Origin of the sequence: Niabella agricola (assembly GCF_021538615.1) — a bacterium.
GTDB classification, from domain to species: Bacteria; Bacteroidota; Bacteroidia; order Chitinophagales; family Chitinophagaceae; genus Niabella; species Niabella agricola.
Genome location: NZ_JAJHIZ010000002.1, coordinates 742,784 through 758,978, shown reverse-complemented (window position 1 = coordinate 758,978; position 16,195 = coordinate 742,784). Strand labels below are relative to the sequence as shown.

General features: G+C 47.8%; 14 protein-coding genes. 6 read left to right on the top strand and 8 right to left on the bottom strand.

Annotated elements, in window-relative coordinates; all coding sequences use genetic code 11:
• Nucleotides 1-68: 68 nt before the first annotated feature.
• Entirely contained in the window at nt 69-452 is a 384-nt protein-coding gene (locus tag LL912_RS03545) for an SET domain-containing protein (protein ID WP_235552179.1), read from the bottom strand.
• Nucleotides 453-657: 205 nt separating this feature from the next.
• On the opposite strand from LL912_RS03545, the gene mgtE reads away from it, so the two are divergent.
• The 3 genes from mgtE to LL912_RS03530 all read left to right on the top strand — a co-directional run bounded on the left by mgtE (nt 658) and on the right by LL912_RS03530 (nt 6,370).
• Nucleotides 658-2,052 carry a magnesium transporter gene (mgtE, locus tag LL912_RS03540; protein ID WP_235552178.1) on the top strand — a complete coding sequence of 465 codons (1,395 nt, stop codon included), beginning with the start codon at nt 658-660 and terminating at the stop codon, nt 2,050-2,052.
• 80 nt (nt 2,053-2,132) lie between these two features.
• Complete coding sequence (gene glmS / locus LL912_RS03535; RefSeq protein WP_235552177.1) at nt 2,133-3,971, top strand: glutamine--fructose-6-phosphate transaminase (isomerizing); 1,839 nt, start codon at nt 2,133-2,135, stop codon at nt 3,969-3,971.
• Between the two features lie 194 nt (nt 3,972-4,165).
• Nucleotides 4,166-6,370 (top strand): DUF4954 family protein, encoded by a 2,205-nt coding sequence (locus LL912_RS03530; RefSeq protein WP_235552176.1) that lies wholly within the window; start codon nt 4,166-4,168, stop codon nt 6,368-6,370.
• Between the two features lie 376 nt (nt 6,371-6,746).
• On the opposite strand, the gene LL912_RS03525 is transcribed toward LL912_RS03530, so the two are convergent.
• The 3 genes from LL912_RS03525 to thrS form a co-directional block, all read right to left on the bottom strand.
• Nucleotides 6,747-7,124, bottom strand: a complete 378-nt coding sequence (locus tag LL912_RS03525; RefSeq protein ID WP_235552175.1) for a hypothetical protein — start codon at nt 7,122-7,124, stop codon at nt 6,747-6,749.
• Between the two features lie 59 nt (nt 7,125-7,183).
• On the bottom strand, nt 7,184-8,497 hold the full coding sequence (der, locus tag LL912_RS03520) for a ribosome biogenesis GTPase Der (protein WP_235552174.1): 1,314 nt from the start codon (nt 8,495-8,497) through the stop codon (nt 7,184-7,186).
• Between the two features lie 121 nt (nt 8,498-8,618).
• Nucleotides 8,619-10,559: a threonine--tRNA ligase gene (gene thrS, locus LL912_RS03515; RefSeq protein WP_235552173.1), complete on the bottom strand. Its 1,941-nt coding sequence runs from the start codon at nt 10,557-10,559 to the stop codon at nt 8,619-8,621.
• A gap of 25 nt (nt 10,560-10,584) precedes the next feature.
• Between thrS and LL912_RS03510 the strand changes: the two genes are divergently transcribed.
• From LL912_RS03510 to LL912_RS03500, 3 genes are all read left to right on the top strand, one after another.
• Nucleotides 10,585-10,794, top strand: a complete 210-nt coding sequence (locus tag LL912_RS03510) for a hypothetical protein (RefSeq protein ID WP_235552172.1) — start codon at nt 10,585-10,587, stop codon at nt 10,792-10,794.
• Nucleotides 10,795-10,979: 185 nt separating this feature from the next.
• Complete coding sequence (locus tag LL912_RS03505) at nt 10,980-11,669, top strand: outer membrane beta-barrel protein (protein ID WP_235552171.1); 690 nt, start codon at nt 10,980-10,982, stop codon at nt 11,667-11,669.
• Between the two features lie 555 nt (nt 11,670-12,224).
• Nucleotides 12,225-13,202, top strand: coding sequence for a WD40/YVTN/BNR-like repeat-containing protein (locus tag LL912_RS03500; protein WP_235552170.1), 978 nt, complete (start codon nt 12,225-12,227; stop codon nt 13,200-13,202).
• 147 nt (nt 13,203-13,349) lie between these two features.
• Here LL912_RS03500 and LL912_RS03495 read toward each other — a convergent pair whose 3' ends face one another.
• The 4 genes from LL912_RS03495 to LL912_RS03480 form a co-directional block, all read right to left on the bottom strand.
• On the bottom strand, nt 13,350-13,934 hold the full coding sequence (locus tag LL912_RS03495) for a DUF6799 domain-containing protein (protein ID WP_235552169.1): 585 nt from the start codon (nt 13,932-13,934) through the stop codon (nt 13,350-13,352).
• Nucleotides 13,935-14,053: 119 nt separating this feature from the next.
• Nucleotides 14,054-14,593 carry a YMGG-like glycine zipper-containing protein gene (locus tag LL912_RS03490; protein WP_235552168.1) on the bottom strand — a complete coding sequence of 180 codons (540 nt, stop codon included), beginning with the start codon at nt 14,591-14,593 and terminating at the stop codon, nt 14,054-14,056.
• A 249-nt stretch (nt 14,594-14,842) separates the two neighbouring features.
• Complete coding sequence (locus LL912_RS03485; protein ID WP_235552167.1) at nt 14,843-15,142, bottom strand: HPF/RaiA family ribosome-associated protein; 300 nt, start codon at nt 15,140-15,142, stop codon at nt 14,843-14,845.
• Between the two features lie 147 nt (nt 15,143-15,289).
• On the bottom strand, nt 15,290-16,195 hold the full coding sequence (locus LL912_RS03480; protein ID WP_235552166.1) for a tyrosine-type recombinase/integrase: 906 nt from the start codon (nt 16,193-16,195) through the stop codon (nt 15,290-15,292).

Sequence of the window (16,195 nt, the reverse complement as noted above, 5' to 3'; positions counted from 1 at the left end):
GATGATTCACCTGCACCAGAGATTTCAGACTTCCTGTCTCAAATCTGGAATTTCAAATCTCAATTCCCCTACCGCGTTTCAAACCATACCGGCTTTTGCTCATCCCAGCTACCGCCGTAATTGATGAACAGCTCCTCGCCTGCCTGGATATCTCTTACGGTGATGATCTGTATGGAATCGGTGGTATAATCCATTTCATAATCGCAATTGGCCCTATACGAATGATTATAAACGGCCACCCAGCCCAGGGCCATGGCACATTGTTCCCCTTCCGCTCCCCATTCAAAAATATAATCATGCAGGAGGGTCTGGTCCAGCAATTCCCGCTCCCGCTGCGACATTACGATGACCGGGGCCACTTCGATTACCGATCCTGCCGTAATGGCTACACTGGTAAATACGCCCCTTCCCATTTTTTCCGTCTGCGCGATATATAACCCGGATGCGATCACTATATATAATTTAAACCAAGATACATTATTAACAGAAACTTAATCCCCGCAGGATCAGCACCTGCAGCCGGCAAATTACGCAAAGTTCACAGATCTGATCTACAAAATCATCACCGGTTCCGCTGCTTCAAAAACCGGTAGGTAATCCAAACTTTTCATCCAACCTGTTGAAACGGGAATGGAAAATTTTATGTACGTTTGACGCATGTCTTTTGAAGAAGAAGATAAAACACTGGTAGAGCTTTTCAAAGAAGTCATCCTTACGGAAGATAAACTGGAGATCAAAAAATTTTTAGATGCCCAGAACATCACCGACGTGGTTGACCTCATCTATGAAATGCCGGAATACGACAGCCAGATCATCGCCAATATGTCGATGCACCGGGCCGCCAGCGTTTTTAAACTCCTGGAAACCGCCAATCAAAAAGACATCATTCACAAACTGCCGCCCAGTAAGGCGGCCGAGCTGCTCAACGACCTGCCGGCGGATGACCGTACCGATTTCCTGGAAGAACTGCCCTCCAACGCGGTGCGAGAACTGATCAAACTGCTGGATCCGGAGGAGCGCAAGATCACGCTTTCCCTGCTGGGTTATCCCGAAAACAGCATCGGCCGTTTGATGAACCCGGATTATGTGTATGTATATGCGTACAACACGGTAGCAGAAGTATTTGATACCATCCGCAAATACGGCAAAAACAGCGACGCCATCAACGTCATTTATGTGATCAACCATAAAGGTGAACTGCTGGATGATATCCGGATCGGTGAGTTTATCTTAAACACTCCGGAAACCCCGGTATCCGACTTAATGGACGAACGGCGGGTGATTTCGCTCAATGCCTACGATGACCAGGAAACGGCCAGCGAGGTGTTTAAAATGAACAACCGAATCGCCCTGCCTGTAGTGAGCCAGAGCAATAAACTACTGGGTATTGTAACCATCGACGACGTGTTATGGGTGGCTACAGAGGAATATAGCGAAGACATGCAGAAAATGGGGGGTACCCAGGCCTTTGAAGAGCCCTACCTGGACATTGCCCTGTTTAAATTATATAAAAAAAGAGTGGGCTGGCTCATCATCCTGTTCCTGAGTGAAATGTTGACGGCCACGGCCATGCAGTTCTTTGAGGTGGAAATCGAAAAAGCCACCCTGCTGGCACTCTTTGTGCCGCTGATCATGAGCAGCGGCGGTAACAGCGGTTCCCAGGCTTCCACGCTGATCATTCAGGCCATGACCCTGGGTGAGGTAACCATTGCCGACTGGTGGCGGGTGATGCGCCGCGAATTGCTTTCGGGTGCGATGCTGGGACTGACATTGGGCACGATCGGATTGCTTCGTATTATGATGTGGCAACAGCTGCATCTTTATGATTATGGTCCGCACTGGCTGCTGGTAGGCATCACCATTTTCTTTACCCTCATCGGCATTGTTTTATGGGGAAGCCTGATCGGCTCCATGCTGCCCATTGTTTTAAAGCGATTAAAGCTCGACCCGGCCACCTCTTCCGCACCCTTTGTAGCCACCCTTGTGGATGTAACCGGTATCATCATTTACTTCTCGGTAGCCTATATGGTTTTAAAGGGCACGCTTCTTTAAACAATATTTAATACACCTGCGCAATCGTTTGCACAAAACTTTGTGTATCTTCGCTTTCTTTAGTAAAAACACGAAACATCATGTGCGGAATTGTTGGTTATACCGGTACCCGGGATGCGTATCCTATTATTATTAAGGGACTAAAACGATTAGAATACAGAGGTTATGACAGTGCAGGGGTTGCACTTTTAGACAAAGACCAGCTCAAAATCTATAAAAAAAAGGGGAAGGTGGCCGATTTGGAAGAAGCCATCGGAACAAAAAATGTGGAAGGCACCACCGGTATCGGGCATACCCGCTGGGCTACACACGGCGAGCCCAGTGATAAAAATGCCCACCCCCATCTTTCCAAAAGCGGCACCATTGCCATGATCCATAACGGGATTATTGAAAACTATGCCCAGCTGAAAAATGAATTGCTGAAAAAAGGATACGAGTTCTCAAGCGATACCGACACCGAAGTATTGCTCAACTTTATTGATGAGATCCGGCAGCAGAATGACTGCTCCCTGGAAGAGGCCGTGCGCATTGCATTGAAGCGGGTTACCGGGGCCTATGTAATCCTGCTGATTGAAACCGCCAACCCCGATACCATTATCGCCGCCCGCAAAGGCAGCCCGCTGGTGATCGGCGTGGGCAAGAATGAACATTTCCTGGGATCGGATGCCTCTCCCATGCTGGAATACACCAAGGAGGTGGTTTATATCAATGACTATGAACTGGCCATTGTGCGGCCGGATCAGCTGATCCTGAAAAACCTCGGTAATGAAAGTATTACGCCCTATGTGCAGAAGCTGGACCTGGAACTGGCGGCTATTGAAAAAGGGGGCTTCGATCATTTTATGCTGAAGGAGATTTTTGAGCAGCCTCAAACGATTTTTGATTGTATGCGCGGACGGCTCAGTTCCGCCAGCGGAACCATTACCATGGCCGGTATTCAGCAATACGCCGAACAGATCATCAATGCCAACCGGATCATCATCATTGCCTGCGGTACCAGCTGGCATGCCGGCCTGGTAGCCGAATATATTTTTGAGGAACTTTGCCGGATCAATGTGGAAGTGGAATATGCATCGGAGTTCCGGTACCGCAATCCCATCATCAATAAAGGCGATGTGATCCTTGCCGTAAGCCAGAGCGGTGAAACCGCCGATACCCTTGTGGCCATTGAAAAAGCTAAAGAGAAAGGCGCCATCATCCTGGGCGTGGTCAACGTGGTAGGTTCCTCCATTGCCCGGATCAGTCATGGTGGTGCCTATACCCATGCCGGTCCTGAAATCGGGGTGGCTTCCACAAAGGCGTTTACGGCCCAGCTGGTGGTACTCACCATGATTGCCCTGAAGATTGCCTATATCAAGGGTAGTATCGATGAGAACCGGTACAGGAAGCTGTTGCTGGAACTGGATGCCATACCGGAAAAAGTAGCATGGATCCTGAATCATCACGAGCAAATAAAAGCCATCGCTGAAAAATATAAGGACGCGCGCGATTTCCTTTACCTCGGCCGCGGCTATAATTTTCCGGTTGCCCTGGAGGGTGCACTTAAATTAAAGGAGATCTCCTACATACACGCCGAAGGCTATCCGGCAGCGGAAATGAAACATGGCCCTATCGCCCTTGTTGACGAACAGCTGCCCGTGGTATTTATTGCCAGTAAGGATGCCTTTCATGAAAAGATCGTTAGTAATATGCAGGAGATCAGAGCGCGGAAGGGAAAAGTGATCGGTATTATTACCGAAGGCGACGAAACCAGCCGGGCTCTTTGTGATGACTGTATCTCCATCCCCGAAGCTGATGAAATCGTAGCGCCCATGCTGGCCGTGGTTCCGCTACAGCTGCTCTCCTACTATATCGGTGTGGCAAAAGGTTGCAATGTAGACCAGCCGCGGAACCTGGCGAAAAGCGTTACCGTTGAATAATCCGGAATTGAGCATTGAGATGCGAGATGTGAGCGTTGAGATCTCAGAATGGAGCGGGTTACCGGAGGTATCAAACCACCATTCAATCTCCATTTAATAACTACCGGCACGGCATCTTAAACCTGAAACAAAAGGTCTCGGCATCATCTGACATCTCAAATCTGACATCTGACCTCTAATATCTAAATACGACCATGAACCAGATTAAAAAACATCCGGTAGAAAACCTGGGTTACAACTTTATTCCTCGGCAATTTTTACCGGAGGGTAGGGATGAATTTTATATCCGCTTTCAGCAAAACCCAGCTACCGATTACCGGCCGCTTACCAAACAGGAAATTGCCATCCTGAAATCAAACGGGAACCGTTCCGATAACTGGTCACAGGTATTGGTGCGGGATGGGATCGATATCCTGCTCATTGAAGAATGCACGTTCTTCGGGCTGGTACGGATTGGGAAACTGGAGCCTTATTTCCTGGAGTTTAGCCAGCTGCGTACGCCTGTGGGGCTTTATCGCAGCCTGATCGTAAGTTGTGATATCGGCAATAACGTGGCCATTAATAATGTACGGATGCTCAGTCATTATATTATTGAAGACGAAGCCATTCTCATCAATGTCAATGAAATGTCCTGCACCTCGCACAGCAAATTCGGTAACGGTATTGTTAAAGACGGCGAACCGGAGGAGGTACGGATCTGGCTGGAGATCTGTAATGAGAACGGTGGCCGGAAAGTGATCCCTTTCGACGGCATGCTGCCCGGCGACGCCTGGTTATGGTCGAAATACAGGGATAACGAAAAATTATTGCAGGCCTTTAAGGCATTTACTGATCAGAAGTTTGGCACCTACAGGGGTAGTTACGGAACCGTTGGCAAACGAACGGTGATCAAAAATACGCATATCCTTAAAGATGTAAAGATTGGCAGCGACGCCTATATTAAGGGTGCTAACAAATTAAAGAACCTGACCATCAATTCCAATGAAGTCGCCAAATCGCAGATCGGCGAGGGTTGTGAACTGGTAAATGGTATTATGGGCGCGGGCAGCCGTGCCTTCTACGGCGTAAAAGCCGTGCGTTTTATCCTGGCCCCCTTCTCGCAGTTAAAATACGGAGCGCGCCTTATTAATTCTTACCTGGGAGAAAACGCCACTATTTCCTGTTGCGAGGTATTGAACACCCTGTTGTTTCCCGCACATGAGCAACACCACAACAATTCCTTTTTATGTGCTTCCCTGGTGATGGGACAAAGCAATATTGCTGCAGGAGCCACTATTGGTTCCAACCACAATTCAAGAGCAGCGGATGGTGAGCTGCAGGCGGGACGCGGCTTTTGGCCGGGACTTTGTGTGAGCCTCAAACACAATTCAAAATTTGCATCCTTTACGATGATTGCCAAGGGCGATTACCCGGCAGAACTGAACATTCCCCTGCCTTTTAGCCTGGTGAGCAACGAGGTGCATAAAGATCGCCTGCTGGTGATGCCCGGATATTGGTTTATGTATAATATGTATGCCATCCTCCGGAATGAACGGAAGTTTGCCGACCGGGACAAACGCCAGGAAAAGGCACAGCTGCTGGAGTACGATTTCCTGGCGCCGGATACTGTCAACGAGATCTTTGACGCCCTTCGCCTGTTATGCCGCTTTACCGGGCAGGCCTATTACCAGCAATACCAGATGATTGGCAGCAGTGCCGAACATGAACAAAAGGGAAAAGCGTTGCTCGAAGAACAGGCCCCGGTATTGGATCAACTGGAAATATACGCCTCCGGTTTTGAAAATTCCCACCGCCCCGTGCTGTTGCTGAAAGTACAGGAAGGGTATGCGATCTATAAAAAAATGGTAGCCTATTACGGAGCGGCGCTCCTGGTAAAGCATTTGGAGCAGGCGGCAGATAAAAGCCTGCCGGCGATCCGGAAACTTTTTGAGGAAGCAGCAGCGCGTACTACCTGGTTAAACGCCGGCGGACAGCTGATTCCGGAACAAGACATCCGTCACCTGATCCGGGATATTGAAAACGGGAAGCTGGAAGGCGGGTGGTCTGCGATTCATACATTTTACAAAGCGCAGGCCGGCCTCTACCCCGCACGGAAACTCCGGCACGCCTTACGTGCCCTCATGGAGATCCGCGGCTTTACACCCGGTGCGGTTGACGGCCCTTTGATCCGGGAACTGCTATCACTGGCTGCAGATACCAAACGATGGATTGCAGACTCGGTTTATGCATCAAAAGCCAAGGATTACGAAAATCCATTCCGGAAAATGGTTTATGAGTCGGCGGCAGAAATGGAGGCGGTTGTAGGAGCGCTAAAGGACAATCCGTTTATTCACGAACAACTGGAAGAAGCGGCTGCATTTGAAAATACGGTAAAACAATTGATCGGAAATATATCATAAGAAGCGGCCATTGTCCGGACGCCGGCAATCAAAATATACGGCATGCGTTGCTGTATCATAAAGCAGGCGCATCTAACCGCCCTTCTTTCGTAATCTGTTGAGAATACGGTCACCATCCTTTAAGCCAAAAGTACAGCAGATCGTATACCAGTTAGGCCCGGATTCGCTGCAAAGATTCGCGGTGTCAAAACCTTTTCGTAGTAAGCATCCTTACAACCACTGATCACAGCAGGTACCAGGCAGCTTTTCCTCATGGCTATGAGCACACGGACCGCTTTCCCGCGTAATGATTTTGCAGATCCACAGCCATACGCGGTCACCGGTAACATGGATCGCTGTGCATGATCAGGCCTGGCAGAAGCGTCAGTTGCCTGCGTTATTTCTTCAACGCCTCTTTTCCCGCTTCCACACCGGCTTTTGCAGCGTTGCTCAATTTCTCGGCACCTTCTTTTACAGCATTGAGCCCTTCCTTTGCTTTATTGCCCAGTTCTACAGAACGGTTCTTTAATTTGCTGGTGGCACTTTGGATATCGGCTTTCAGCGAATCCCCGAGGCTTCTCAATGAGCTGTCGGCATCCTTCCCGGCAGCCTTGATACTATCGGTAACCGCTTTTGCAGTGCTGTCGGTGATTTTCGCGATCGAATCGGAAGAAAGCGAATCCTTGTTGGCCTCGGCGTCGCTGCCGGAGCTCAGGTTACATGAAGCCATCAGCCATACGCACCCCAAAGCAGTCAATTTCAATTTATTTTTCATAATGATTCCTGTTTTCAGTATGATTCCGGAAACCGCCTGAAAGTAACCTGCAACAATTGTTATTTTTTTCTAAAGAAGAGACGCAGGGAAACGCCTCTGAAATCAAAATTTTTGCGCAACTGGTTTTCGAGGTAGTTCCGGTAGGGCGTTTTTACATCATCCGGGAAATTACAGAAAAACGCAAACGAAGGTACCACCGTTGGCAGCTGTGTCACGAATTTTATTTTGATCGAATGGCCTCTTACTACCGGTGCGTGATGTGCTTCCACCGCTTTCAGCATCACCTCGTTCAGCTTATTGGTAGGAATCCGGCGCTTGCGGTTTTGATATACCTCCAGTGCGGTTTCGATCGCTTTATAAATCCTTGTTTTTTCGGTGGCCGATACAAAAAGAATCGGCACATCGCTAAAGGGTGCCAGCCGCTTTTTTAATGCATCTTCATATTCCTTTGCTGTATTGGTTTTCTTATCTTCGATCAGGTCCCATTTATTTACCAGCAATACAATGCCCTTTCCTTTTTTTGCCGCAAGGCTGAAGATATTCAGATCCTGGGCCGTAATTCCCTTTTCTGCATCCAGTAGTAATATACATACATCTGCTTCATCCATCGCCTTAATAGCGCGGATCACCGAATAAAACTCCAGGTCTTCGTGCACCTTGGCTTTGCGCCGGATCCCCGCTGTATCGATCAGCACAAATTCCTTCTGAAACAGATTGTAATGTGTATGAATGGTATCACGGGTGGTGCCCGCCACATTGCTCACGATGGTACGCTCTTCTCCAACCAATGCATTTAACAGGGAAGACTTGCCCACATTGGGTTGCCCAATGATGGCGAACTTCGGCAGGTCCGCAATATGCTCGTCGATACCGGAATCTTCCGTCATCAGGTCGGTAACGGCATCCAGCAGTTCTCCCGTTCCGCTTCCACTGGCGGCCGCTATAAAAAACACTTGCTCAAATCCCATGCTGTAAAATTCACTGGCTTCCAGCAGGCGTTCGTTGTTATCCACCTTATTAATAACCAGGAAAACGGGCTTTGTGCTTTTGCGCAGCACCCGGGCCATCGAATCGTCCAGGTCGGTAATGCCGGTAGCAGCATCGGTCATAAAAAGAATCACATTGGCTTCTTCTACAGCCACCAGTACCTGTTTGGCGATCTCTTTTTCAAACACATCATCACTGCCATGTACAAACCCGCCGGTATCGATGACGTTAAACGTTTTACCGTTCCACTCACTGATGCCGTATTGCCGGTCGCGGGTTACGCCGCTGACATCATCAACGATCGCTTTTTTTTGCTCCAGCAAACGGTTAAAGAGCGTGCTCTTTCCCACGTTTGGCCTTCCTACAATTGCTACGGTAAAACTCATTTGAAATATAAAATATAAAATGTAGAATAATAAATATAAAAATACCAGCGCCGGACCCGGTCTATGTGAGAATTATGAAATGAGACATCAAACATCAAACATCAAATCTCAAACCTGCTCCTTATACGGCATCTGCCCGGTTGGCGATCTCGTTTTTAACGCCCTCAACAAATTCTTCTATAGTCTTTGTTCCGGCATCGCCCTTGCCCTGCCTGCGGATGGCGACCTTTCCCTCGTTCATTTCCTTTTCGCCAATCACCAGCATATAGGGGATCTTCATCAGCTCCGTATCACGGATCTTTTTCCCGATCTTCTCATTCCGCTCATCGATCTCCGCCCGGATGCCGGCCCTGCGCAGTGCCCTGTATACATCTTTGGTGTATGCTTCAAACTTGTCGCTGATGGGCAGTACTTTTACCTGTACGGGTGCCAGCCACACCGGGAATTTCCCCGCATAGTGCTCCAGCAGGAACCCGATGAAACGCTCGTGGGTGCCCAGGGGCGCGCGGTGAATGATCAGGGGCACATCGTGTCCGTTATCTGCCGTGGTATACTGCAGGTTGAACCGCCGGCCCTGTGCAAAATCTACCTGGTTAGTGGCCAGCGTAAACTCGCGGCCGATGGCACTCCAGATCTGTACATCGATCTTAGGCCCGTAAAAGGCGCCTTCGCCCTTTACTTCCACAAAAGGAATATTTGATTCCACCAGCACCTTTCGCACCAATGCTTCGGTCTCGAGCCACAGCTCCGGCTCGTTGATATATTTCTGTCCCAGTTTTTCCGGATCATGTAACGACAAACGCATTACATACCGATCGATCCCAAAGATCTTAAAGTACTTCAGGTACATATCGTTCACCGCACGAAACTCTTCTGCAAACTGTTCTTTACTGCAATAGATATGCGCATCATTCATATGCAGGCAGCGTACCCGCATCAATCCAAACAGCTCCCCGCTCTGCTCATAGCGGTAGCAGGTTCCGTATTCGGCCAGGCGCAGCGGAAGATCCTTGTAACTTTTAGGTTCGGCTGCAAAGATCTTGTGGTGATGCGGACAATTCATCGCCTTGAGATAATACTTCTGTCCGTCTACCTCCATGGGCGGATACATGCTGTCCTGGTAATAAGGCAGGTGCCCGCTGGTGAGGTACATACTCTCCTTGGCGATATGCGGCGTTACCACCCGCTTATAATCGGCGGCCTCTTCGGTTTCCTTGGCTAGTTTCTCCAGCTCTTCAATCACAATCGTACCATTGGGTAACCACAAAGGCAACCCCTGGCCTACATCATCATCCATGGTAAATATGCCCAGTTCTTTACCCAGCTTTCGGTGATCGCGTTTCTTGGCTTCTTCCAGCATCTGCAGGTATTCATCCAGTTCTTTCTGACTGGGAAAGCTGATACCATAAACGCGGGTGAGCATCTTATTTTTTTCATCGCCCTTCCAGTAAGCGCCGGCCACGCTGGTAAGTTTAATGGCTTTGATGATACCAGTGGCCGGAATATGCGGGCCGCGACAGAGATCCGTAAAATTCCCCTGGGTGTAAAAGGTTATATTACCATCTTCCAGGTTGTTCAGCAGGTCCAGTTTGTATTCATCACCTTTCTCGGTAAAATATTGTATGGCTTCCTGCTTGGGAACCTCCTTACGCACATAAGCATTGTTTTGCTTTGCCAACTCATTCATTTTTTTCTCCAGGGCGCCCAGCTCTTCTTCGGAAAGTTTGCGGTCACCAAGATCCATATCATAATAAAACCCGCCGGAATCCAGCGGAGGTCCTACCCAAAATTTTACACCGGGAAAAGAGGCTTCTACTGCTTCTGCCATAAGGTGTGCCGTTGAATGCCAGAATGCTTTCTTTCCGTCTGCATCGCTCCAGGTTAACAAAATAACAGCACTATCAGTATGGATCGGGCGCGTGGCGTCCCAAACTTCTCCGTTTACGTTTGCAGCAATTACTTTTCGCGCCAATCCCTCAGAGATGGATTTGGCGATGTCCAGCGCTGTAACGCCGGGCTCATACGCACGCCGGGCTCCGTCCGGAAATGTAATATTGATCATATTCATTAAAATTCAATAAAATAAGGTGGCAAAATTAGCAAAGAATCACCACTACACAAAAGGCAATATCTGCAGCGATTTCCGGCAGGAGGAAATATCCAACAAAAACCCTGCTTTTGGCAAAAAGATCCACATACGGTTTCCCAACCTGCTTCCCGCCGGCAGCCTCTCTGTCCTGCAGGCAGACCGCTTTTGGAGGAAAAGGCCCGGAGCAAGGGTTTCGCAGGCACTGTGATACCGCCAAGATAAACGGGATCAACGTTTTGTTGCTCCGGAAGCCATGTTCTGGCATGGTTTTGCGGGCTTTTTACTTGATAAACAGATCCTATATATAACATAATGGGAACCGGGTCCTGTAATTTAGAAGCAATGGTCTACTTAAACAGGAACGCCCCCTACACATTCAAAAAAACTAAAAAGATGAAGCATTTATTTTTTTCGGCAGTTCTGTTAACGGGAAGCCTGGCAACAACCGCTCAAACCGGCTGGAATATCGGCGATCGTGCCGCATTTGGACATAGCTGGACAGTGGGCAATAAGCCGGATAATGCAAAACGACAGTTTCACCCCACTTTTGAAATCGGTCGCACGGCTACGTATCAGTTTACCGATGTGGCGGGCATTGGTTTTGGTACTTTTTTCAGCAGCCAGGGTACGGGCTTTAAATACGAAAACTCCGGTAATCGCGCCATCGCAAGAACAAACTATATAAAGGTTCCGGTATTTGCCAGCTTTAATTTCGGGGATGCAGCGCAACGGGTACGTCCGCGTTTAACCATCGGCCCCTCGGTACAATTCCTGGTAGGTGGCAAAACATTTTTAAAAACCGAAGAAGATGCATTTGCCGGCGTATACAGCACCCGGGCGCTGAATACTAAAATCGATGTGGGCGGTAACGCTTCCCTGGGATTGAATATCCGTGTATTTGACGGCTTCTACCTGAATCATGAGATCAATTATTATCACGGCTTTGTGGAGCAGAAACCCAATAATCCCAGTGAGACGCCATCCTTCACTAACCGTAACCTGACGATGAGCCTGGGTATGCAGATCAATTCCCAGGCTATGAGAAAGTGGAAAGGAAAGATGATGAAGATGCACAAACGATAAATGATGACCGGGAAGCCTTTGCTGTTTCCCTGGAAAAAGAGCGGCTGTCTCAAAAGTCCGTTATTTCGAGCGTAATGTAGTGAGCCGGGAAATCTCCAATACATAATCTCCAGGCAATGAGATTTCTCCTCCTGATAGCAATCGGGACCGCTTCGTACGGGATCGAAAATGACGGTTTCGGACTTTTGAGACAGCTTCTTTTTATTGCGTTTATGGCTGGCGCAGGAATGGATTCCTCCGATAATTTGCAATCATGAAACCATTGTTACATATTGATTAAAAATAAGTTAAAGAAATCAACACCAATTCATGTTAATGCGTAACGGGATATTAATTTTCCAACTGCTTTAACGGACAGGGAAGAGTGGCACCATGGCCTTTACACATGCTTATAAATTTCAGATAAAATATTTTAAACAATTAATTATTAATTGATTAATAAATTTATAGAAATTTTTAATTCATCTTATTTTACGGCTGGCTGATCAACTACCCGGCAACCGTTATCTTTTTGAACCGGAATGGCGGTATCTTTAAGTTTTAAAACCATCTGCAATGTTCAGGAACCTGTTATTGTTTTTCTTATGCACCGGCAGCTTTGCCTCGGCTTCACAAAATCTCGAAATCATCAGCACGGGGAACGGAACCAATCTCCGGGGAATCGGAGGTTTTAAAAATACCATTTGGGTCAGCGGCAGTAACGGCTATACCGGCCGGTCTGCTGATGGAGGCCAAACCTGGCAATGGCAGCAGGTTCCGGGTTTTGAGAACCGGGATTTCCGGGATATCGCTGTACTGGACGAAAACACAGCAATCCTGATGGGTATTGCGAGCCCTGCCTATATCCTCAAAACAACTGATAGCGGTCATTCCTGGAAAACGGTGTATGAAAACCGGGATACGGCCATGTTCCTTGATGCCATGACTTTTACCGGTCGGAAAATGGGGTATGTGATCGGAGATCCTGTCCGTGGCAACATCTTTATTGCAAGAACTACCAATGCCGGCAACAACTGGGAACAACTGCCGGGACCCGCCGCCCTGCCAGGCGAAGCATTTTTCGCAGCCAGCGGCAGCAACCTAGTCGTATCCGGAAAAAAGATACGGATGGTAAGTGGTGGAACCGCATCAAGATTATTTGACGACAGGAACGTTACCGTGCTTCCGTTGCTGCAGGGAACTGCCAGTGCAGGAGCTAATAGCATTGCGGTCCTGGATTCCCGGATGATGATCGCAGGGGGCGATTTTCAGCATCCCGACCGGCGCGACAGTGTGCTCCTGCTTAGTACCGATGGCGGCAAAACCTTCCGGCTGCCGCAACACGGACCCGGAGGTTACCGGAGTGCTGTGGCGCCGCTCAACCAACTTACCTGGATCACCTGCGGCCTTAATGGTGTGGACGTCACAACAGACGGCGGATTAAACTGGAAGCCCGTTTCAGACAAACCGTTCAATACTATTTTTATAAACGCGGCAACAAAAACCGTTTACCTGGCCGGCCCTAAAGGTACAGTAGGACAAATCCTCTTTTAAGGAATTTCATGATGGCCTTCGGGCGCTTAAACACATAGGGCAATTCAACCGCAGGGCGTGGTAGATCACTCGCTGGTTCCGGATCAAAAAAACAGGGACCGGTAGTCCGGCCCCTTCATCAAAACATAATCGAAAAGATCGTGATGTTTATTTTTTAATATCTTCTACGATTTCTTTGGTCTTATCGCCTACCTTCTGTGCACCTTTCTTAATGGCTTCACCGGTTTTATGCGCTGCGTCCTTGGTAGCCGTTACACCCTTTTCAACGCCCTCTTTTGTGGCTTCTGCCGCTCTTTCTGCCGCGTCCTTGGTTGCCTCGGCTCCTTTGGATACACCTTCCTTGGTTTTATCCCAGGCATTTTCTACTGCATTACCCGCACGGTCGAAGAAATTGCCGGACTTATTTACATATTCCCCTTCCTGCAACACTACCACCTTTCCATCCTTATTTTTCACTTCGCCGTTTGGAGCAATCACGATACCGTTGTCCAGTTTGATTTCTTTTTCAGCAACCACCCAATTTCCATTGGTGTACACATAGGTTTTCCCATCCTTAAGCATCACATCTCCTTCTGTGTAATGAACGGCTACCGGAGGTGCTACCGCATTGGTATCAACAGTTACAACTGCAGTTCCTGATGAATCCGCCGTAGTTTCTGCAGACTGGTTTTCAGAGCTGTTGCAAGCGGCCAGCAAAGCAATACCGAATACGATTCCAAATGTTTTTTTCATAATTAAAGGTATTAAATTTAAATCATGTACAGATAAAACAAATATGCTGCCAACAATTTAGGCAGGTTTTTAAAAAAACGGCCCGGGTTTTACCGGACCGTTGCAATGTTTTTAAACTGTTAATAGCCGTTGCGCTGGCGCTCTTTCTTATCCACGATGGCTCCCACACCGGCACCGGTTGCGGCACCGATTACACCACCAACCACACCGCCACCTAAACGGTTTTTCCTGTTGGCCACTGCACCGATGATGGCACCGGAAGCCGCCCCTACAATCGCACCTTTAGCAGTATGACTCATACCTTTCCTTCTCTGAGGCTCCGGAGCCTGTGCTACCGTACCGGAAGAGCCGGAATTATAATCTCCGCCACCACCGCCGCTCCTGTAGGTAGTTCCTCTGCTACTGCTGCTTCTGGAACTTCTGTGGGAAGAAACGGCAGAAGAACGCGAGGTAGCTGCGGGAGCCGCATTTTCCAATTGCTGTTCCTGCTGCAACCGGTTGCGTACTTCATTTTCCATTTTCCATTTCTGGTATTCTGCTAAACCCAATGTGTCCTGTACCGGTATCGCACCGGCACTGTCCTCCTTCTTCGTATTGCGACACGCAACAACCAGTATCATCATTGCGATTACAGCAAAAGGCATCATTCTTTTCATCATAATAGATACGTTTTAAAAGTCCGAATTAAAAATCTATTTTAATTATATAGAAAACTATGCCAAACTCTGATAAAGAAGCCTAAAAATAACATCCAACATGCTAAAAATGCGTGCTTTAGCATTTTTTCGTGGTCACTCTTTCCATCGCCGGCCGGCTTGCACGCCCAAAAAAAGCCCCGCTCCGGTTATTCCGGAGCGGGGCTGAAAAAATATAGATAATAAAATTATTTCTTTATGAGTTTATATGGTTTATGCAATCATTTTTTCCTTACGGCGTTTTACCTGGTTCACCAGGGAATCAAACGCATTTTCAAACGACTCTTCAAAAGATTTACTGGTGGTTTTTACAAAAAAACTATGGCGGGGCACCTGCACCCTGATTTCTACTATCTTATCCTTGATGTTATGCACGATATTGTCCAGTTTCAGATAGACGTCCGTACCAATAATGCGATCGTGAAAGGTAGCTAATTTGTCCATTTTGTGACTGATTGCTTCAATCAACTTCCTGTCTGCATTAAAATTAACTGTTTGAATGTTCACATTCATGATAGTTGAATTTAAAAGTGAATAATCGATATTTTCCTATTTCAAAGACCTGTTGTTCTTTAATCTAAAGTTAAACAAAAAACAACGCGATTCCTAAAATTAAATGCTAATTTTTATGAGAATTTACACGAAGCTTACAGCGATGTCTTACCGTGCTTTCGGATGCGCCTTCCGGTATTCGTCCTTTAGTTTTTCGATGGAATTATGTGTGTATACCTGGGTGGCCGCAAGACTGGCATGACCCAGTAATTCCTTTACAGCGTTGATTTCAGCGCCGTTGTTCATCAGGTGCGTGGCAAAACTATGCCGGAGCACATGCGGGCTTTTTTTATCAAGCGTGGCGATGGACGACAGGTATTGTTTTACCAGCAGGTAGGCATATTTCGGATAAAGTTTTTTACCTTTTTCCGTTACCAGCAATTCGTCCGGGAGGTTTGCAAATTGTTTGCGTTTCAGTGTTTCATACTCCTGCACCAGGTCAATCAGTGCCGGTCCCAGCGGCAGCACCCGTTCTTTATTTCCTTTCCCAAGTACTTTTACCTGTTTCCGGGATCCGTCTACCTGCCCGCATTTCAGCTGAATCAGCTCGCTCAACCGCATCCCTGTACCATAAAAAAGCCCGATCAGCATTTTTGCGTTCAGGCTTTTCCAGTCCTCCGCAGATTGGGCTAGCGTGGTATGCAACACTTTCATATCCGCTTCATTTACAAAGGCTGGAAGCCGTTTGCTGGCCTTGGGCGCAATGACCTTAAACATCGGGTTTTCCCCGATCGTTTCCATTTTTATATGATACTTAAAAAATGATTTCAGCGTAGAGATCTTGCGGTTAATGCTGCGGGAGGTGATGCCCTGCTCCATCAGCCGGGCCAGCCAGCTCCGTACAAAGGCATAGGAAACTTCGCCAAGCGGCACATTGCCGTATAGGGTTTCAATAAAATCACAAAACTCCTGAAGATCCGTTGTATAAGCCGTTATGGTATGGTGTGAATACCTTTTTTCAAACTTCAGATAACCGACGAACGGTTCAATATGATCAACAATACGGTCAGGCAT